The following is an 18,486-nucleotide window of genomic DNA, read 5'->3' as shown; positions in this document are numbered from 1 at the left end:
GCAAAAGTGCGATCGCACTATGGTTGGGAATTTATTTGGGATTAGTATAGTCATTCCCAAAATCTATTTTTTTGATAACGATTATCATTATAAAATTAACTTAATCAATCTTTCAATCTCAAATTACGCGATCGCACGCTATGACTTCTACTAATCAAAATTTAACTAATCGCCCTCGTCGTCTCCGTCGCACTCCATCTTTACGTCGTATGGTGCGAGAAAATCAATTAACCGTTAACGATTTGATTTATCCCGTCTTTGTCATGGAGGGGGAAAACCAACAAGAAGAGATTGCTTCGATGCCAGAAATCTATCGTTATTCTCTCGATTTACTGCTGAAAGAAATAGCCGATGCTGCTAATTTAGGAATAAATGCGATCGCCCTATTTCCTCTGATTTCCAATGACAAGAAAGATAACGCAGGAACAGAAAGCTATAACCCCGATGGTTTAGTACAGCGCACGATAAAAGCGATTAAACAAGAAGTACCTGAAATAACCGTTATTACTGACGTGGCACTCGATCCTTTTTCTACCTACGGTCATGATGGCATAGTCAAAGATGGCAAAATCATTAACGACGAAACGGTAGAAGTGCTAGTAAAACAAGCAGTCTCTCAAGCTGAAGCAGGAGCAGATATAGTAGCCCCTTCCGATATGATGGATGGTAGAGTGGGAGTAATCCGTAAGGGTTTAGATGCTGCTGGTTATTTCGATGTCGGTATCCTAGCTTATTCGGCTAAATACGCTTCAGCTTATTATGGACCTTTCCGCGATGCTTTAGAATCCGCCCCCCAATTTGGCGATAAAAAAACCTATCAAATGAATCCTGCCAACAGCCAAGAAGCAATTAAAGAAGTGGCTTTGGATATTGCTGAAGGGGCGGACATGGTAATGGTCAAACCAGCTTTAGCTTATCTAGATATTATTCGTCGCATTAAGGAATATACCAACTTACCCGTTGCTGCTTATAACGTCAGTGGGGAATATGCGATGGTGAAAGCTGCTGCCCAACAAGGTTGGATCGATGAAAAGAAAGTAGTTTTAGAAACTCTAACCAGTATGAAACGGGCGGGGGCAGATTTGATTTTGACTTATTTTGCCAAGCAAGTAGCTTTGATGTTGAAATAGGTATAGATAACGTTTATATCGAGTAAGTATCTGGTCACAGCGAAACTTCTCTAGCATTATCTCTAATACGATTAAAATCCTCATCCTCGCCCACATCAGGCATCGCAAGTAGTAATTCTTTAAGAGAATTTTCTGGGATTTTTTTGTCAAAAGCACTCGTTAGAATTGAATCTAGCTCCGATTCAAGCGATCGCCCATAAATTGCTGCTCTTTGCTTTAAGCGATCGCGATTATCTTTACTCAAATTATTAAGATTTATACTAGTCATAATTGGCAATACAATATTAATTTAATTTATTTAGTAATTTCCATTTTATAAATCAAATTATACTTGTAATCTATTACAAACATATGCAAATATACACGGATGCAAATAATGCTAATTGGAACGATAGAGCAAAATGCCATCATGATTCTTCTGAGGTTGGAAATTTACTAGCAAAACTAAGAAATGGACAAAGTACTCTTAAAGAAATAGAGATAAATCTTTTAGGAGATATTAAAGGCAAAAAAGTTCTTCATCTAATGTGTCATAATGGCTTGGATTCAATTTCTCTAGCTTTAAAAGGGGCTAATGTCACAGCAGTAGATTTCAGCAAAGAATCTCTAAACTATGCTCATGAATATGCAGCAATGTTAAACATAACAAACATTGAATTTATTTTAGGCGATATCAATAGTCATTTAGATAGCCTAGACAATAAGTTTGATATTGTATTCATGACATATGGTGTTCTTTGTTGGCTGAATGACTTACGCCAAGTTTTTACTAATGCTGCTAAGTATCTTAAAAATAAAGGACAACTTTTATTGATAGATCATCATCCTTTTCTCGATTTGTTATCTTATGAAGACAACAAACTCAAGCTTGCTGGGCAATATTTTCACGATCCGATTCCTGAAGAATGTATTTGCACTACTAGCTATATAGGTTGTGGTCGATTAGCAAATCCGACAACTTATCAATGGTCACATGACATAGGAGAAATAGTCAGAAGTTTAATTACTTCGGGATTGAAAATAGAACATTTTCAAGAGTATCCTTATATCCATTATGAAAGATATCCTTTTTTGACAAAGCAAGAAGAGAGGTATTTGCTTCCAAAAAACATGAACAAAATTCCCATGCTCTTTAGTATCTTGGCATCTTTAAATGTTTAGCCGACTCCGTTTGTAATTTACATAGAAGTTGGAAAGCAGTGCGATCTTATTTGTAAAATTGGAAGGGTAGAGCGATCACTATTCAAGAAAATCAAGCTGAAACTAACTTAACTACTGGTAATGATTTATTTTCTGCTTGAAACTGTAAAATTAATTCTTCCATTACATCCAAACCATTTTGCAAAGCCGATTGATAAGTATCTCCATGAGTCACAGGCTGCATAATTTCATCAGCGAAATCAGGAAGATAAGCTAAATAACATTCATTTTCTTGACTCCAAGCGATTGTAATTTGATACTTATGATTCATTATTGGCTCTTTCAATAGCTTGTTTTACCTGCTTTTCTGAATATGCTTTGGCATCCGATCCATCTTTTCCAGGTAAGTTTACTCTTATTGTAGTCCCTGGATATTGATATATGGCATGGCTGCCTTTACCTCGTTTTGGCATTAGCTCAAATCCTGCCTTCAACAATATTGCTTTTAACTCACGAATTTTCTTAGGCAAATTGCTGATTTCCTAAATTTATTTAACTTCAACACATTATAGCGATCGCCCATGAATTGCTGCTCTTTGCTTTAAGCGATCGCGATTATCTTTACTTAAATTGTCAAGGTTTATACTGGTCATGGAGGGTCATACTATTGAGAGTAAGTATTATTTTACTTCTTTAGTTTATGTTGGTTTGATAAGAAGCAAACAATTTTAGGAATTCATACCTGGTCACGGCATTTCAGAGTATGCCAACATCCATGCCATCGGTCATTTCAAATTCGTTAGACTTAACCCAAAATTATGTTTCGAGCTAATTTTCAAAGAACGGGAGTTTATGATACGCCTGAAGTTCGCCAACTAAATGGATTAAAGTGGCAGTCTCGAAAATCTCCTGATTCTTTAACTTGGTATTTCTGCTTATGTGTTTCGGAGAGCGTAGTTTGTGTTGGAAATTCCGAGCGCAATTTGTATGGATTAGATTCTGAAACTGGAATAGAATTGTGGCAACATCAATTAGGAGAAAAGTTTTTCTCTAACCCAGTAATCTATGATGGAATTGTTTATATCAGTAGCCTTAATTTCAATGAAGCTAAAACAGATCAATATTTTAGAGCTATAGATTTAAAAACTGGGCAAAAATTATGGCAATTTAAATTAGAATTTCAACCAACATCTTTAATGTATGGTTCTGTAACTTCATCTCCTGTGGTATCAAAAGGAGTAGTTTATGTTGGAGGTACAGATGGTTATCTTTATGGTATTAATATTTCTTCGGCAGAATTGGTATCGAGTTTTAAAACTACTAAAAATATGCCACTTACTCCACCCGCGCTGAAAGATGACATTATTTATGTTGCAAGTGGTGATGGTTATTTGTATGCCATAGAACTATCAACAGGACAACAAAAATGGCAATATGAAATTGGTGGTTTAAAACCTTTTTACCCTTCTTTTCCAGCGATTGCTAATCAGTCAGTCTACATTATCAGTAGTGATAATACTCTCCATTCTCTAAATCTTCAAACAGGAGAACTACTTTGGACGTTCAAAGATAAAAGTAGATGCCTATATGCACCTGTAATTACCGAAAAAGCTATATATGTTTGTGGTTCTAATACTTCCTTTTATGCCTTAGATATTGAAACAGGAAAAATACAATGGACATTTCAAACAGGTGATGTGAAATATCTTTCTAGTCCAATTATGGCAAGAGACACGATTTATATCGGAGGTCAAGGATTTTTGCAAGCATTAGATGCAAATACAAGAAAAGAACTTTGGCAATTTACAACTCCTTTGCCTGAAAACCTAATTTTAGAGCCACAGTTTTTGATTGGTAAACTGGGAGAGGGAATTTTGTCTAAACTAACAGGAGCTACATTTAGTACCGAAAAATTCTTAACTCCAATAATTTATGCAGGTGCAATATACGTCGGATGTAAAAATGGATATCTTTATGCTCTGCATTAAACAAAAAAAGAATAATAAAAACAAAATTTATAGTTTTTATTCGTTTCCTCGATCGCCAATAAATTTATCGCTATTTTCCATAATGCAACTACTAAACAGTAGAAAAGCGATCGCTTTAGTTCAAATTCTCTAACAATACAATTTCGAGTTTTGGATATAATGATAATCGTTATCAAAATGTCATTCCATGATTATCGCGATCGCCAGTCCCCCAGGTGCGGGTAAAACCCACTGGATTCATCAACAAATAGCCCAAATCGATAAACCTGTAGGTTATTTCAGTCCGCAAACCGATTCCATACCTATTGATGCCACATACCTCCAAAGTGAATATCCCCAACTAAAGCTTTATCAGACAGGAGAAGAAGCGGAATTAGACAAAACCACTACTTATGTTGAAATTCCGTGGTATTTGGATTTAGCAGGAATTGAACCTTTACTGCAAACTTTTAATTCTCATCGAGTAGCCATAATCCCTGACGATACAGATAGTGCAGAATTAAAGACTTGGGCGGATGAAATTATTCCAGGAGATCGCATCACCAAGCCAACTACTGCCTTACAGATTCATCGGGGAGTTTTGACGAGCGACCCCGCGTCGGCGCAAGACGCAAGGGAATGCGCTCGTTTGACAGGGGAAATTTTAGATTTTGACAGTCTGGCTACGTTTTGGCTAGAACTTACCCAAGGTGCTTATGGTGAGGTGGTTCGGGCAAAGGGAATCTTCGATTTAGAAGACGGACTAATTTATCATGGTGACTTTAAGTTAGGAAAATCCGAACTTGAGTTTAAACCTTTAAATTTACCCCGTTGGTTAAATGGTAAACCAAATCGCAAGAGTGGTTTTGAAATCGTGGGTAGTAATTTAGATAAGGCTGAAATTGCCCAAACTGTCCGAGATTGCTGTGTTCCCGAATCGGCAATTAATTATTACCAACAACAAGTAAAAGAGTCTTTAGCAACTGAATTAGAAGTAGTATGAAAATAGCAGTAATGTCCTGTATTCATGGTAATTATGCAGCTTTAGATGCAGTTTTACTGGATATCGATCACCAAAAAGCCGAAAAGATTTATTGTCTGGGGGATTTAGTGGGTTATGGTCCTGATCCCAATGAGGTAGTAGAACAAATTCGTTCTTTAGATATTCCCACCGTACAAGGATGTTGGGATGAAGATGTTGTCGAAGGATTAAATGCCTGTGACTGTAGTTATCCTTCCCTGTTAGCAGAAAAAAGAGGCAAAATCGCCCATGAATGGACAAATAAACAAGTAAAACCCGAAGTTAGGGAATATCTAGCTCAATTACCCCATACCTATAAAGAAGATAATCTCTGTTTCGTACATGGTAGCCCTAGTAGCAACCACGAATATTTGTTACCCGAAATGGATGCTTTTACTGCTTTAGAAAGAGTCCTCTCCAGCGATGCAGATATCTTATTTTGCGGACATACCCACGTTCCCTATGTTCGCACCCTAGATTCTGGACAATTACAGGTTAAAGTTCGTCAACCTAATAAAAAAGAACAACCTGTTGTTAGTTTTAACACTCCCCTGAAACGAATTATCAATGTCGGTTCGGTAGGCGAACCCCGTCATGGTCGTCCCAATGCTACCTATGTCATTTATGATACGGAGACAGAAGCAGTAAACTTGCGGGAAGTGGAGTATGACTATCAAACAACCTGCGCTGCTATTTTAGATGCTGGTTTACCGCCGATTTTTGCTTGGCGTTTGGCTAGGGGTTTAGAATTTGCCGAAAAAGCGGACGATCCGACTCATGTTTGCGAGAGGTAAATTACTATCAAGGTCGATTCTCTAGATCTAATAATTTCCCAGGCTAATTTTTAGATTAAAAACCGTTCAATAAAACCGATCTCGTGACTCCCGAAGAGTTAGAAGAATTAGAAAGTAAAATCAAAGCCATGAACGGGATGGCAAAAATTTATCGTACCCAAAATTCTGAACTAGGAATGGATGCTTTATTAGGAGTACAGGCATTCGATTTAGACCGTGCTTTAGAAATCGACCCCGAATTTTTAAACGAAGATGCCCATGAACACGACGAGACGGTAAAATCCTTTGCCATAGTAGAATCTGGAGAACTAGACGGACAAAAACTAAATAACTGGTTGAGTAACCTACTACAAACTAAAGGGGTAGATATCTTCCGCATGAAAGGCATTTTAAATGTTGCAGGAGAAAGCGATCGCTTTGTCTTTCAGGGAGTACATATGCTACTGGATGGTAGACCAGACCGCCCTTGGAAAGAAGGAGAAACCCGTAAGAATGAATTGGTGTTTATCGGTCGCAATCTGGATGAGGCACAACTGAGAGAGGACTTTAAACAATGTATGGTGTAGGTGCGAAGAAAAAAGTCTTATTTCAACCGCACTGGCAGGGTAGTCTCTCAGAATACGTTACCGCAGTAGCCTGGTCGTCCAATGGTCTATTAGCTGCTAGTTCGGCTGCGGGGGAAGTGGTTGTATGGCAAGATGGCAACCTAGTTAGTTTATTATCTGCGGGTTTAGTATCGGTTGACTGTTTGGCTTTTTCCTCGGATGGCAAGTTTTTAGCTGCTGGTGGACAGGATGGCAAGGTTAGAGTTTGGTCTATGGCTTCCCCCGAAATTCGGGGGATAAGAGGGGGATCTCCAGATTTAATCGCTACTCTAGATAATGCGCCCTCATGGGTCGATAAACTAGCTTGGAGTCCTGCTTGTAACCACTTAGCCTTTAGTTTAGGGCGTTACGTGCAAATCTGGGATGCCGATGCTCAAACAGTTATAACTACTCTGCCCTTTGCTAACTCTTCTGTTCTAGATTTAGCTTGGCGACCGAATGGGGAAAGTATTGCGATCGCAGGGAATGGAGGAGTCAAAGTATGGTCTACTATAGATTGGGATGATGACCCCTATCTGATTGATATGCCCTCAGCTAGTATTGTTACGGCTTGGTCTGGGGACAGTAAATATATTGCCTCTGGTAATTTTGACAATACCATTACCGTTTTAGAATACGGCAGTCCTCATCCTTGGATGATGCGGGGTTTTCCTGGTAAGATTTCCAATCTAACTTGGTCGCAAAGAGGATCGAGCAATGCACCTTTGTTAGCAGCATCGAGTATAGAAGGCATTGCCGTCTGGAAAAAAGAAGTTGATGATAAAGATGGTTGGAATGCCCGTGTTTTAGATTTGCACGAGCGAAAAGTCCAAGCCCTACTGTTCCATCCCCATAATTTATTACTGGCTTCTGCTGCGGATGATGGTTGGTTGTGCTTGTGGACAAAAGCCAAACAAGTAGGGCAAATATTAGAAGGTGCTAAGGGTGGTTTTTCCTGTTTAGCTTGGAGTCAGGATGGCAAACAGTTGGCTGCTGGGGGTCAGGATGGGGAGCTAATTATTTGGTCTGAGTCCAAAAGAGGGAAGGGTTTTGGTTGATTTAACTTGGGGATGTGCGATTAATTATTTTGGCTCTTAGTTTTTAAGCAGACTAGATACAATAGAATTAAACGCAATATAGCTAAAGTAAATAAAAATTGTGGATAATTGGAATATTTTACTAGAAAGTCGAGATGATGGTCTTACTGTAGCTACTGTTCTAGAAGTTCCCAATCTTCAAACTACAGATAAAACCAAACAAGGCGCAATTGAAAAAGTTCGAGAGCTACTACATAAACGTTTAGCAAAAGCTGAGATCATTCAGATTTCAGTACCCAAAAAAACTAATGGAAATTCTCTAATGAAATTTGCTGGTATTTTTGAAAATGACTCTGATTTTCAAGAAATTATGTCAGAAATAAGAGCAGAACGAGAAAATAACAGTTAAATATGACTTTATGGATTCTCGATACTGACCATATTTCACTGTTCTTAGCTGGCAATAAATCTGTAATAGCTCAAGTTGCCGAACATTCTGACAATACAGCAATTACAATAATCACTGTCCAAGAATTATTTAATGGTTGGAATGGAAAATTAAACAACCCTCGACAAGCAAATAACTTGAATAATCTTTATACTAAACTGTGGCAAACTACAGAATTTTTTAAAATAATAACTATTTTAAACTTCGATCGCGATGCTGAAGCTTGCTATAACAATTTACGACAAAATAATCGTAACTTAGCTAAAAAGAGATTAGAAAAAGATTTGCGTATTGCTTCTATTGCGCTGATGCAAAATGCCACAGTAGTAACGCGAAATTATAAGGATTTTTCCCAAGTTCCAAATTTACAGTTAGATAATTGGGTAGATTAATTGTTTGTTTTAATAATTAATGCGATCGCATTATGTATCTGCTTTAAAATTTTGGGCGATCGCCTTACAACAAAACAATTAGGCATACAATAATTGATTATTAATTTCCTCAACTGTCAACGCGCTTACTAAAATACCAATACGCTTCGCGACTTCGTAGGCATTTTTCTGGAAAACAATAATAATTCCAAAATGTTGTTTATTCTCATCGATATATTGAAGATGCAATCTCTCGAAGTCAACACGGTTATGAGTTACGAGACATCGACTCAAAGAACTAGCAATTTTCAGTTGTTCGCGATCGCTCTTACCCAAAGTTGCTTGTTCGGGAACAGTGGTAACATCTAAACCACGAGATTCTAGAAGGGTAGCAACCAAAGCGGACATATCCTCATCTGTGTAAAGTGCTGCTGGCATAGCTTAAATTAACTGAAGGAAGCTTTCACCGCAGGATGAACTAAATCATCAGGAACTCGATTGCGCTCGATATATTCATTTATTTCTGTCTGATTATCCAAATAAAAACTTAAAGCATCGAACACTTGTGCCAAAGTGAGATGGGGTAGATGATGCAAAATTTCTTCTGGCATTATGCCTAAACGCCACAAGCCAACAATAGCACGTACAGATGTCCTAGTACCTTTAATAATTGGTTCTCCACTTAAAATCTCAGGATTTCGAGCTACATAACGAGACAAGGCTGTAGCAGACATAAAAGTTGTTTGTTTATGATAATTGGTATTGTATTCAGTTTATCAGCAGGTTTTATGGTTAAGGCAATGGCGATCGCACTATGTAACTGCTTGAAAATCTCAGGCGATCGCCCAAAACGAGTTTTTTATAAATTCCTTAACTTAATAAGATTGCACTTTTTTCCTTAACGGTTTGCTTGAGCGGCGACGAAAAAACTGAAACGGTAGACGAAGAGACTTTGCACGTCCGCTTCAAGCGAATTGTGATGCCACTATTGCACTTGAAACGAAAACGCAGCATCTCCGAAATACATTGAAGAAATTGGAACTGAGGACTTAGTTTTAATCACAACCTCTCGAATTCGATTTGCAACACCGGGTTGGATATCTAGCCTGGGACTATCACTCTGTCTTGTTGGTAGTATTTGCTCCCATGCAGTTAGTGTATGACTCGCTTCAATCACAATGGAAGCAACCTTAGAAATTTGGTTCTTTCCGCCTCCACTTGCAGCTAATGTTTGGGTCGCCCTTGAACGAAGGCAAGATAGATCCTGGTCATAATGGCAAATAAGACACATTGAGTCGCCCCCTTTGCTTGACATCAACCGTCGCATTACCGGAACTTTCATGAGCGTTGTGGAGAAAGCTGAAGCTCCTCTTGCAATTAGCCCATCACCTGAGAGCACACCTACAGAGTAAGGCGCAGGAATTGGGTTATCAAGAAAACCATCCAGGAGAATCGTGCTCCAACCCCATTGTCTACCGTCGCGCACGATCGAGGTATGGATCGGCAGCGTATGCGGAATCTGCAACGTTTTTAACCAACTAGCCGTGTTCCAAATCCCTTCGGCTGAAGCAAAAGAAATGCCATAGAAGTAAGGTATAGGAATATTTTCTGTTCCAAGCCGTAGAAACTCAATATCAAGATTGCCCAGTCGTACAATTCCGCTGCAAAAATCGTCATACTCACGAGCGGGAATCAGAATTGGAACATCAAGTTCTGTCCTAACCGTATCGATTAAATCGATCGGGTTAGAGCATCGAATTACAAGATGATCGACACCAGTTAGCATTGTTCCCATTCCAAACGCCATCTATAGAATGTTAACCATAATTTCCTGTGTTGCTCTTCGAGGCTATTCTTGCCAAGCATGGAACGTTCCGCCACTCACTTTGACTGCACTTCTGCCCATTGCTACGAAGCGGCATAACTATTTAGGGCTTGCTGAAAAACTTGGATTTGATAAGATATCTGTTTAAAAGCTCTTAGCTCTTAGCTTTTAGCTCTTAGCTTTTAAGGAAATAGAGCATTTTATTGCGCTAAGTGCCAGAAAAAGAACCTTCCTTTATCAAACAACCTTGCACTTTAATTGAAGAAAAAGTCTTGAAACATATATAAATAAATAGTTTTGACTTATTCAGCAAGCCCTATTTATTATACAGAAACTTTCTGGATATCCACCCTGTAGAGGATAAATTTGAGAAACTTTTTGTATATTTACCCTACATAGCATGATATCAAAAAACTTTCGATATATTCGTCGGTGATATCGAGAAATTTTTTAACTATCATACTAAGTAATCATAATATCAAGAATTTTTCTGGCTATCATTCCGTGGAAAAACCCCTGAAGAAACTCCTCGAACAAGTTAGTGATGTTATTCGTCTGAAGCATTATTCTTACATAACTGACGAAAGCTACGTTAACTGGATTAAACGCTACACAATATTTCATAATAAACAGCATCCCAAAGAAATGGGCGGAAGAGAAATTGAAGATTTTTCAACCCTGCCGACACCATAAAGCCACTGCTAAAAACCCAAATAACTGAACCAAAACAATACTCGGACCACTAGGCAAATCGATCGCCCCAGAAATGACCATGCCCATTACTCCACTGGTCGCACCTATCCCCGCAGCAGTGGTTAAAAACGGGACAAACTGCTGACAAATTAATCTGGCAGAAGCAGCAGGAATGACTAGAAAACCATTAACTAACAAGATACCGACTGCCCGAATAGTGAGGGCGATAGTAATTGCCAAAAGAACAATAAAAAAATAGCGATGACTGCGAACGGGTACACCTTTAACTAGGGCTAAATCGCTGTTTAGGGTAAGTAATATTTGTTCTGGTAAACTAATAATTATCCAAGCTAAAGTTACGGCTAAGAGTAATAATAATAAAATCAAATCGGTATTACTAATAGCTAAAATATCCCCAAATAAAATCGATAATAAATTACCCCGATATCCTTTTAAATAACTAAAGCCAATTGTACCTAAAGCGATCGAACCCGATAGGGAAATGCATAAAACCGTATCGCTACCCAAATCGGTTCTGTCAATTAAATAAATTACCCCCAAACCAAAAGCGACAGTAAAACCAATTAACGTCCAAGTAGCAGGAAGTTCTAACAACGCAGCTAAAACTACTCCTAGCATTGCCGAATGTCCCACCGTATCCCCAAACAACGAGAGACGACGCAAAATTAAAAAGCTGCCCAAAATTCCACCTAAAATACCAAGCAGTACACCACCTAGCACCGCCCGTTGCATAAAGGGTAAACTAAAAAGACTCAGTACGTCTGCTAGGTTCATGATGATGACAGGTAGGACTAACTAAAGAACCGTATATTTGTAAGAGATTTTCGGGTGTAAGAGTGGTTGAGGGCGAACCTTGATACAGTAACCGACGGTTCAAACAGATTACCGAGTCACAATACTTACTAACTAAATCTAAATCGTGGGAAACTTCCAAAATCGTCCAGTTGTGTTCTTGTTTGAGATGATTGAGTAAAGCTGCAAATTCCATTTCTCCCGTAGCATCTACCCCTGCTAAGGCTTCATCGAGAACTAAAAGACGACGGGGAACGACTAAACAATAAGCCAGTAAGACTCGTTTTAATTCTCCTCCGCTAAGAGTACCGATTTTTTGTTGGGCTTGTTTGGTTAAATGAACCTGTTCTAGAGCTTGGTAAATCCTCTCTCGTTGACCTTTACTAGAGTACCACCACTGTTTTCTATTTAAGCCCAAACCCACTAATTCCGATACCGTTAACGGAAAAGTGCGATCAAAGGAAAACTTTTGCGGAATGTAGCCAATTTTCTGTTTAAATCGCTTTGATTGTTTACCAGTAGAATTAAATAACCTAATTTCACCCGATCGCGCCTCAACCAAGCCTAAAATAGATTTAATCAAGGTACTCTTCCCCGCACCGTTTGGACCGATAATCGCCGTATGAGTACCTGGCAATAATTCAAAAGAAACATTATCTACCGCTAAATATTCCCCACGCACCACCGATAAATCTTTAACTGTAACTATGGGTTGGATAACAGATAAATTTTGGTACATCAAATTTACTAAATTGATTCAAGTAGAGAAAAATAGCCAAGAACAAAAAACTGATAACTGATAACTGTTGACTGATAACTGATTATTGGCACGCTCTTTCTAATGCCTCTAAATTCCCCCGCATAGCTTGAAAATAATATTGCGGATCGGTTTCTCCCGACTCTAGTGGGTCGATCGCTTCTAGGGGTAGATTTAAGTCACTAGATATTTGCTGGATACGTTTATCTTCAATTCCAGGTTCGGTGAGTAAAGCTTTAACCTGATATTGTTCGGCTGCTTGTTGGACTCGTTGAATATCTTTAGGAGTAATACTATCTTCGGGAATCTCTACTATTGCTTCTTGTTGCAGTCCGTAACGTTGGGCTAAATAGGGGAAAGCATCGTGAAAAGTTATAAAATTGCAACCTGCGACTGGTGCTAATCTTTGTTGAAATTCATTGTCTAGTTGTTGTAGTTGCTGAATATAAGCATCTGCATTGGTACGATAGCTATCTGCGTTACTCGGATCGATCGCGATTAAACCATCTCTAATATTAGCTACCTGTTGTTGTGCCATAACAGGATCTAACCAAACGTGAGGATTTCCTTCTTCGTGGTGGTGTCCGTGTTCCTCCTCTTCGTGTTCGTGTTCCTCATGTTCCTCTTCTATGACCTCTATTCCCTTACTGGAATCAATTTGCTGAAGTTGGGAATTACCTGCATTGGTTACTAAAGCCGATAAAAACTCTTCGATACCCAACCCGTTTTCTACTAATACATCTGCTGTAGCCAGTAGTTTGGCATCGTCTGGGGTGGCTTGGTAGTCGTGAACTTCCATACCAGGAGAAATTAAAATCTCTACTTCCCCTGTATCTCCTACTACAGCTTGAGTAAACAGATGAATGGGTAAGAAAGTTGAGACAATCTTGGGACTGGAATTGTTTTGGGCTGTGGTTGTTGTACTTAAAGCGATCGCGAAGCGTGGGCATAGCCCAATCGCACCTAAACAAGCGATGCTGGAAATTAGAGAGCGTTTTAAGAACTTGATTTTAGACAGGCGGAAATGCTCCTGTCTAAGGAGCTTCTTCCACGCCTGTCGTGAAGTTTTGAATAAATGAAAAGACATCTTATGACTATCAATGAACATCTGTGTGAAATAATGATAATCATTATCATAAGCTATAAAACATAAAAAGTGTTTGTGGCAATATAAAAATAATTATCATTCTTAAAAACACGCAGATAGATGTGGGCAATTATAAGCGGAATTGAAGGAAATATCGCAGCTTACGAAGCAGTAACCGTTCATTTCCCCCCAGTCAAAAATAAGCCAACTCCACCTTTGTGGTGTATGTTAAAAACATGGCTCAATTAGATAAAAATGACTTGGTACAGATGAACGAAGACTACTTCAAGTCTCTCGAAAAAGAGAGATTGGTAGAAGTAGCCAAAAATCTACATCAATTAGCCACAGATTTATGGGAAAAGCAACAGCAGAGTTCAGAAAATAGTTCTCAGCCACCATCAAAAGATAATCCTTACGGTTTAAAAGTAACCACAGAAGAATCAAACCCAGGTTCAGAATCTGAAACCGAGTTGGGACAAACTGAGTTGGATAAAAGAGATGAATCTTCAGAACCAGAAAAGAAGCAAAAATCAAAGAGGAAGCCAGGAAAACAACCAGGAGGAAAAGGTTTTGGTCGTCAGCAACCTCTGAAGGCGGAAGTAATCATTCCACACTATCCCCATAAATGTACCGCTTGTAATCATGATTTAAGCGAATCTGAGTCCTTTAGGTATATGGGATATTATGTCCTGGAACTAGAACCAGAATTATTTGGGTTGAGGATCGTCACTCAATTACATCACTACTATCGGACAACTTGCAGTTGTGGTCATTGCACCCATGCCCAACCAGGAACAGGGTTGGTTTCTGTAGTAGAAGGAAGAAGCAAAGATTTACAACTGACAGAGTATGTTTTAGTAGGAGCATTCCTCGCAACTTTCATCGCTTCCTTGAGCGTTCGCTACCGAATGAGTCGTACGAAAATTCAAGAGTTTTTAAATGATTGGACCAATACTAAATTGAGTATCGGAACAATAGATCGATGTATCCGAGAGACTGGAATTGCTTGTGTGCCAGTAGTCGAGGAGTTAGTTGAACAACTGCAACAAGCAGATATTCTACATTTAGACGAAACTCATTGGTATGAGAGTGGAAAACTGCATTGGTTATGGGTTGCTGTGACCACCAAAACCGCCGTATTTCATATCGGCTCTCGTCGGAAAGAAGAATTATCCTATCTAGTCACAGAAGCTTTTATCGGGTGGCTCATCAGTGATGGTTATGCTGCCTATCGTTCTTATCCAAAAAGACAAAGGTGTTTAGCTCACTTGATTCGTAAAGCCATTGCCATAACAGGAGCAATTAATCAAAAAGCTGCTCAAATCGGACAATGGATTTTAGATGACCTCAAAGAATTGATTGAATTGATTGCGCAAGGAAGTGAAGATAATCGTCTGATTCGTAAACGAATCGCTGGCCTCAGAAGAGTTTGTCATCTAGGAAAAAAGGCTGACCATACTAAGTTACAAGCCTTAGCCAAAGAGATTTTCAATGATTGGGATGCCGTAATCGCTTTGGTTCATCATCCTGAATTACCACCCACCAATAATGAGGCTGAAAGGGCATTACGTCATGCTGTGATTGCCCGACAGATTGGATTTGGCACTCGCACCCGCGAGGGAAGTTTGGCTTACAGTTCTTTGTTGAGCGTGATTGAAACCTGTCGTCTGAGAGATATTAATCCTTGGATAACAATCGCGGAGGTTTTGGCTTTGGCTAGACAAGGAATTGGTCCACCACCATTTCCTGTTGGCAATTAATTAATGGACAGTGGTAGGAATCTCCAGTGTCCTAAATTTCCCTTGCTTTTTTGGAGGGGGAATGAACGGTTACGTTGTCGGGGTGGGAAATGTCGGCAGAGAACCAGGAAAGGCTACTTATACCCTTTATAGCCCCTATAGCGATCGCCTGGAGTTTAAGACAGTCTACTATGGCAGTAAAAAGGGTTTTGGTAATTAAAAAAAAAGCAAAAGAATCTCTACTATAGTGAAGCGATCGCAATTTTTGTTCAAACAGTCAGTTTTTCATTAATTCGTGCTATTGCTTCTGACCAACTGGGAATATGTTCTGTCTCCCAGGTAAAGGATTGATTAGAACCTAGCTTATCGGAATCTTGCATAGCTTTAAGATGGGCTTTGGAATTACGAAAAGCTTTCATATCTTCCATAGTTTCCCACACGGATAAAGTTCTCAGATCCCTCACCCGAATTTTAATAGCAACCAAACCTTGAGAATTGTAAGCTTGATTTATTGATTTTAAGGATAAAATCGCAAACATCAAAAAAGCAGGAAACTCTTTGAGAGTGTATTTAGTGGTTGAGGCAATCATTGTTAAATATTTTACAAAGTCCTGGTTGTAATTCAATTAAAAGTTAGGAGTATTTCTGTAGCCAACTCAAAAGCAATTGATTGGTCTTGTCTGGTTGTTCGAGCATAAACCAGTGTCCTGCTTGTTCGATACGAATATACTCCCAGTCTGACAAAATATATTTACCCGAATTGCTCATTTGTGACTCCCAAAGAAAATCGTCTTTTTCACTCCAAATACCCAAAGTTGGAACATTAATAGGACTTGGTTCGGGTAATTGTTTATTTAAAGCAGCTAAGAGATATTCGGGAACGGGATTCGCTCTTTCTAATTTTTCCATATTCTCCAAGATACCTGGTTTTAAAGCATTTTCGACCAGGCGATCGCGATCAGGGTGAGAGCGTAAAACTTCACGGAATAAGTAACCATTATTAGCACGATACAGTTGGGGTGCAATGTCTTGAATATTGAGAAAGTAAAGCCATTGAACTTGTAAAGTTTCAAAAGATATGGTCAAAAATTCCGCTAAATGTCCTACGGACATCGCAGTATAGGTTTTTAATAAGTTTGTTTGTGAAGCTAATTCCCAACCTAAAACAGCACCATAATCATGGGCTATGCAATGAACTTTATTAAGATTAAGTTGCTTTAGTAAGGTTACTAAATCCTCAACTAAATTAATTATTTGACACCTTTGTATTTCTAAAGGTACTTCGCTCAAACCATAACCAGGTAAATCGGGACAAACAACTCTGTATCCAGCTTCCATTAAGGCAGGTATTTGCTCGCGCCAAACTGTACCATCATCTGGCCAACCGTGAAGTAACAGTATAGTTTCTTGACCTTGCTGGGAATCTCGAACATGATATTGAATTCCGTTTAATTCAATCTTGCTGCTATTTAGGTTATCTAACATTGCTTTTTTCTCATTGAGTCGATTGTCTGTTAAAGAAATTAACTGATGAGCAAAAGCCAATTCTTGCCTATGCTTGCAATGGATGAACACATTCTTGCTAACTTGTAATTGCTCTCCAAAGCATATTTTCGAGAAGCATAAAAACTATTCACAACTAGCAGACTATGTTTTTTATTAGGCAGATAACAGGATATTCTTTTCCTTGCCAACAGTCCGTAGATCGCTTGAATTCTCTAAAATCAAGCTTTTGATAAAGATTAAGTGCTGGATTATTATTAGGTTCAACTATGACACTGAGACGTTCAAAACCTCTAAACAATGCTTCTCGTTTTACTGACGTAACAAGACGACTCCCAATTCCCTGTCGCCGATATTGTAGCTTGACATCCAATGCTTGCAAATAAGCAGTTACTTTGCCATCAGCTAACTCACGATCGCAGTGAGAGGAAACAAACTGTGCAGTGCCAATTATAGTTTCGTTTAGTTTAGCTATAAAAATAACATTCGTTCCTTTATTGTGGTAAACAATCTCTTGTTCTAAAATTTGCCAAATATAGCGATCTGTACCTCGCCAAGAAAGAAACTGCGGGATATTTTTATCATCGAGTTTTTTAATAACAATGTTTTTATCCAGCATAAAAAAATGTACAAAAAAATTTTGTTCTTTTACTCAACTAAAATTAAATTAATTTTGCCACGCCACTTAACTATGGCGAAACTGGTAAGGAGAAACACCGACAATACGCTTGAAATGACGACTAAGATGACTTTGATGGGCAAATCCACATTCCAAAGCAATCTCAACGGTTGTTAGATCGGAATATTTGAGTAATTCCTTAGCTCGTTCAATTCTCCGTCTGACAAGATATTGATGGGGTGGAACTCCCATCGCTTGCTTGAATAAACGACAGAAATAATATTTACTGATTCCTACAATTTTGGCTAAATCTTCCAAGCAAATATCCGTGTCTAGATAAGCCTCAATAAAATCTAAAACTTCTTTCTGTTTCTTAGTAGAGAAAGCTTCTGAACAATAATTACTTGTTAAAGAAACAACAGAAAAATGTTTGACTAGGTGAACCGCAAGAGATGCACCGAATGATTCTCCATAAAGCCTACCTGCTGGACAATTAGCTGCCAAATCTGCTTTTAAGGCTCGGACAATTCCCTGTATGGTCGGATCGAATACTTGCCATTGAGGTCTTAATTCGATGCGATCGCAATTATACATCTGTCGCGATATACGAGCGAATAAATTTAACTCGAAAGTTATCACTGTAAAGCTTAATGGTTCATCCCACTTTGTCCAATGAATTGTATTAGCTGGACAGAAGCAGGCTTCCCCTCCCTGGAGATTATAGGAAAGATGTTGTTCTTCTAAATAACGTTCGTGTGAAGATGCAAAACCAGGATCGATAATTTCTAATGCGTGCTGCCGAAAAGTAGATTTTGGAGATTCACAACCAGGATACTTTTGATAATATGCCAAGAAAAAATCGTCCCAGCCAGTTTGATAACTAGATAGGTTAGGCGCAGTCGGCAAAATCTGAGCAAAAGCTTCTGTTTGATTGAGGTTAATAGTGCGATCGCTCATA

The 18,486-nt window shown here is 38.7% G+C and carries 24 protein-coding genes and 2 pseudogenes; 13 read left to right on the top strand and 13 right to left on the bottom strand.

Annotated features, from left to right (window positions below; genetic code table 11):
• Positions 1–140: 140 nt before the first annotated feature.
• Positions 141–1,130 (top strand): porphobilinogen synthase, encoded by a 990-nt coding sequence (hemB, locus tag PLEUR7319_RS0118660; protein ID WP_019506747.1) that lies wholly within the window; start codon positions 141–143, stop codon positions 1,128–1,130.
• Positions 1,131–1,164: 34 nt separating this feature from the next.
• Here the strand turns inward: hemB and PLEUR7319_RS0118655 are convergent, their stop codons facing one another.
• A complete protein-coding gene (locus PLEUR7319_RS0118655; RefSeq protein WP_019506746.1) occupies positions 1,165–1,398 on the bottom strand; it encodes a hypothetical protein in 234 nt (77 codons plus the stop codon).
• Positions 1,399–1,481: 83 nt separating this feature from the next.
• Between PLEUR7319_RS0118655 and PLEUR7319_RS0118650 the strand changes: the two genes are divergently transcribed.
• Complete coding sequence (locus PLEUR7319_RS0118650; protein WP_019506745.1) at positions 1,482–2,291, top strand: class I SAM-dependent methyltransferase; 810 nt, start codon at positions 1,482–1,484, stop codon at positions 2,289–2,291.
• A 91-nt stretch (positions 2,292–2,382) separates the two neighbouring features.
• Here the strand turns inward: PLEUR7319_RS0118650 and PLEUR7319_RS0118645 are convergent, their stop codons facing one another.
• Together PLEUR7319_RS0118645 and PLEUR7319_RS0118640 are read right to left on the bottom strand one after the other, a co-directional pair.
• On the bottom strand, positions 2,383–2,601 hold the full coding sequence (locus PLEUR7319_RS0118645; protein ID WP_019506744.1) for a type II toxin-antitoxin system HicB family antitoxin: 219 nt from the start codon (positions 2,599–2,601) through the stop codon (positions 2,383–2,385).
• Positions 2,591–2,800: a type II toxin-antitoxin system HicA family toxin gene (locus PLEUR7319_RS0118640; protein WP_019506743.1), complete on the bottom strand. Its 210-nt coding sequence runs from the start codon at positions 2,798–2,800 to the stop codon at positions 2,591–2,593. Before PLEUR7319_RS0118640 ends, PLEUR7319_RS0118645 begins: the two co-directional genes overlap by 11 nt.
• Before the next feature lie 288 nt (positions 2,801–3,088).
• Between PLEUR7319_RS0118640 and PLEUR7319_RS0118635 the strand changes: the two genes are divergently transcribed.
• The 7 genes and pseudogenes from PLEUR7319_RS0118635 to PLEUR7319_RS0118605 all read left to right on the top strand — a co-directional run bounded on the left by PLEUR7319_RS0118635 (position 3,089) and on the right by PLEUR7319_RS0118605 (position 8,513).
• Complete coding sequence (locus PLEUR7319_RS0118635) at positions 3,089–4,258, top strand: PQQ-binding-like beta-propeller repeat protein (RefSeq protein ID WP_019506742.1); 1,170 nt, start codon at positions 3,089–3,091, stop codon at positions 4,256–4,258.
• A 187-nt stretch (positions 4,259–4,445) separates the two neighbouring features.
• Complete coding sequence (locus tag PLEUR7319_RS0118630; protein ID WP_019506741.1) at positions 4,446–5,240, top strand: GTP-binding protein; 795 nt, start codon at positions 4,446–4,448, stop codon at positions 5,238–5,240.
• Positions 5,237–6,052: a metallophosphoesterase gene (locus tag PLEUR7319_RS0118625; protein WP_019506740.1), complete on the top strand. Its 816-nt coding sequence runs from the start codon at positions 5,237–5,239 to the stop codon at positions 6,050–6,052. The genes PLEUR7319_RS0118630 and PLEUR7319_RS0118625 overlap by 4 nt, the downstream gene beginning before the upstream one ends.
• A gap of 68 nt (positions 6,053–6,120) precedes the next feature.
• A pseudogene (locus tag PLEUR7319_RS35945) lies at positions 6,121–6,618 on the top strand (GTP-binding protein); the annotation flags it as partial.
• Positions 6,606–7,694, top strand: coding sequence for a WD40 repeat domain-containing protein (locus PLEUR7319_RS0118615; protein WP_019506738.1), 1,089 nt, complete (start codon positions 6,606–6,608; stop codon positions 7,692–7,694). The pseudogene PLEUR7319_RS35945 and the gene PLEUR7319_RS0118615, both read left to right, overlap by 13 nt.
• Before the next feature lie 100 nt (positions 7,695–7,794).
• Positions 7,795–8,082, top strand: a complete 288-nt coding sequence (locus tag PLEUR7319_RS0118610) for a hypothetical protein (protein WP_019506737.1) — start codon at positions 7,795–7,797, stop codon at positions 8,080–8,082.
• Between the two features lie 2 nt (positions 8,083–8,084).
• A complete protein-coding gene (locus PLEUR7319_RS0118605; protein ID WP_019506736.1) occupies positions 8,085–8,513 on the top strand; it encodes a type II toxin-antitoxin system VapC family toxin in 429 nt (142 codons plus the stop codon).
• 78 nt (positions 8,514–8,591) lie between these two features.
• Here the strand turns inward: PLEUR7319_RS0118605 and PLEUR7319_RS0118600 are convergent, their stop codons facing one another.
• The 3 genes from PLEUR7319_RS0118600 to PLEUR7319_RS0118590 all read right to left on the bottom strand — a co-directional run bounded on the left by PLEUR7319_RS0118600 (position 8,592) and on the right by PLEUR7319_RS0118590 (position 10,299).
• Positions 8,592–8,930 carry a DUF5615 family PIN-like protein gene (locus tag PLEUR7319_RS0118600; protein ID WP_026102631.1) on the bottom strand — a complete coding sequence of 113 codons (339 nt, stop codon included), beginning with the start codon at positions 8,928–8,930 and terminating at the stop codon, positions 8,592–8,594.
• Positions 8,931–8,938: 8 nt separating this feature from the next.
• Positions 8,939–9,226 (bottom strand): DUF433 domain-containing protein, encoded by a 288-nt coding sequence (locus PLEUR7319_RS0118595; protein WP_019506734.1) that lies wholly within the window; start codon positions 9,224–9,226, stop codon positions 8,939–8,941.
• Positions 9,227–9,477: 251 nt separating this feature from the next.
• Positions 9,478–10,299, bottom strand: a complete 822-nt coding sequence (locus PLEUR7319_RS0118590) for a hypothetical protein (protein ID WP_019506733.1) — start codon at positions 10,297–10,299, stop codon at positions 9,478–9,480.
• Between the two features lie 522 nt (positions 10,300–10,821).
• On the opposite strand from PLEUR7319_RS0118590, the gene PLEUR7319_RS39555 reads away from it, so the two are divergent.
• Entirely contained in the window at positions 10,822–11,010 is a 189-nt protein-coding gene (locus PLEUR7319_RS39555; protein WP_071592930.1) for a phage integrase N-terminal SAM-like domain-containing protein, read from the top strand.
• On the opposite strand, the gene PLEUR7319_RS0118585 is transcribed toward PLEUR7319_RS39555, so the two are convergent.
• The 3 genes from PLEUR7319_RS0118585 to PLEUR7319_RS0118575 all read right to left on the bottom strand — a co-directional run bounded on the left by PLEUR7319_RS0118585 (position 10,990) and on the right by PLEUR7319_RS0118575 (position 13,667).
• Complete coding sequence (locus PLEUR7319_RS0118585; protein WP_026102630.1) at positions 10,990–11,805, bottom strand: metal ABC transporter permease; 816 nt, start codon at positions 11,803–11,805, stop codon at positions 10,990–10,992. The genes PLEUR7319_RS39555 and PLEUR7319_RS0118585 overlap by 21 nt on opposite strands.
• A complete protein-coding gene (locus PLEUR7319_RS0118580) occupies positions 11,774–12,562 on the bottom strand; it encodes a metal ABC transporter ATP-binding protein (protein WP_019506731.1) in 789 nt (262 codons plus the stop codon). Before PLEUR7319_RS0118580 ends, PLEUR7319_RS0118585 begins: the two co-directional genes overlap by 32 nt.
• An 82-nt stretch (positions 12,563–12,644) precedes the next feature.
• Positions 12,645–13,667, bottom strand: a complete 1,023-nt coding sequence (locus tag PLEUR7319_RS0118575) for a metal ABC transporter solute-binding protein, Zn/Mn family (protein WP_019506730.1) — start codon at positions 13,665–13,667, stop codon at positions 12,645–12,647.
• Positions 13,668–13,787: 120 nt separating this feature from the next.
• Here PLEUR7319_RS0118575 and PLEUR7319_RS43180 point away from each other — a divergent pair, with 120 nt between their 5' ends.
• The 3 genes and pseudogenes from PLEUR7319_RS43180 to PLEUR7319_RS39550 form a co-directional block, all read left to right on the top strand.
• Positions 13,788–13,916, top strand: coding sequence for a hypothetical protein (locus PLEUR7319_RS43180; RefSeq protein ID WP_256380646.1), 129 nt, complete (start codon positions 13,788–13,790; stop codon positions 13,914–13,916).
• Positions 13,904–15,427, top strand: coding sequence for an IS66 family transposase (locus PLEUR7319_RS0118570; protein WP_019503244.1), 1,524 nt, complete (start codon positions 13,904–13,906; stop codon positions 15,425–15,427). The genes PLEUR7319_RS43180 and PLEUR7319_RS0118570 overlap by 13 nt, the downstream gene beginning before the upstream one ends.
• Positions 15,428–15,500: 73 nt before the next feature.
• A pseudogene (locus tag PLEUR7319_RS39550) lies at positions 15,501–15,626 on the top strand (metallophosphatase); the annotation flags it as partial.
• Positions 15,627–15,675: 49 nt separating this feature from the next.
• On the opposite strand, the gene PLEUR7319_RS35940 reads toward PLEUR7319_RS39550, so the two are convergent.
• From PLEUR7319_RS35940 to PLEUR7319_RS0118545, 4 genes are all read right to left on the bottom strand, one after another.
• Positions 15,676–15,996 (bottom strand): DUF3291 domain-containing protein, encoded by a 321-nt coding sequence (locus tag PLEUR7319_RS35940; protein WP_019506728.1) that lies wholly within the window; start codon positions 15,994–15,996, stop codon positions 15,676–15,678.
• A 43-nt stretch (positions 15,997–16,039) separates the two neighbouring features.
• Complete coding sequence (locus PLEUR7319_RS0118555) at positions 16,040–16,981, bottom strand: alpha/beta fold hydrolase (protein WP_202804250.1); 942 nt, start codon at positions 16,979–16,981, stop codon at positions 16,040–16,042.
• A gap of 64 nt (positions 16,982–17,045) precedes the next feature.
• On the bottom strand, positions 17,046–17,528 hold the full coding sequence (locus PLEUR7319_RS38330; protein ID WP_019506726.1) for a GNAT family N-acetyltransferase: 483 nt from the start codon (positions 17,526–17,528) through the stop codon (positions 17,046–17,048).
• Positions 17,529–17,594: 66 nt separating this feature from the next.
• Positions 17,595–18,485: a helix-turn-helix domain-containing protein gene (locus PLEUR7319_RS0118545; protein ID WP_019506725.1), complete on the bottom strand. Its 891-nt coding sequence runs from the start codon at positions 18,483–18,485 to the stop codon at positions 17,595–17,597.
• Position 18,486: the final 1 nt, after the last annotated feature.

It is taken from the genome of Pleurocapsa sp. PCC 7319 (assembly GCF_000332195.1).
Taxonomy (GTDB): domain Bacteria; phylum Cyanobacteriota; class Cyanobacteriia; order Cyanobacteriales; family Xenococcaceae; genus Waterburya.
Note: the sequence above shows the minus strand (reverse complement) of the source record. Positions and strands in the feature narration are given on the sequence as shown.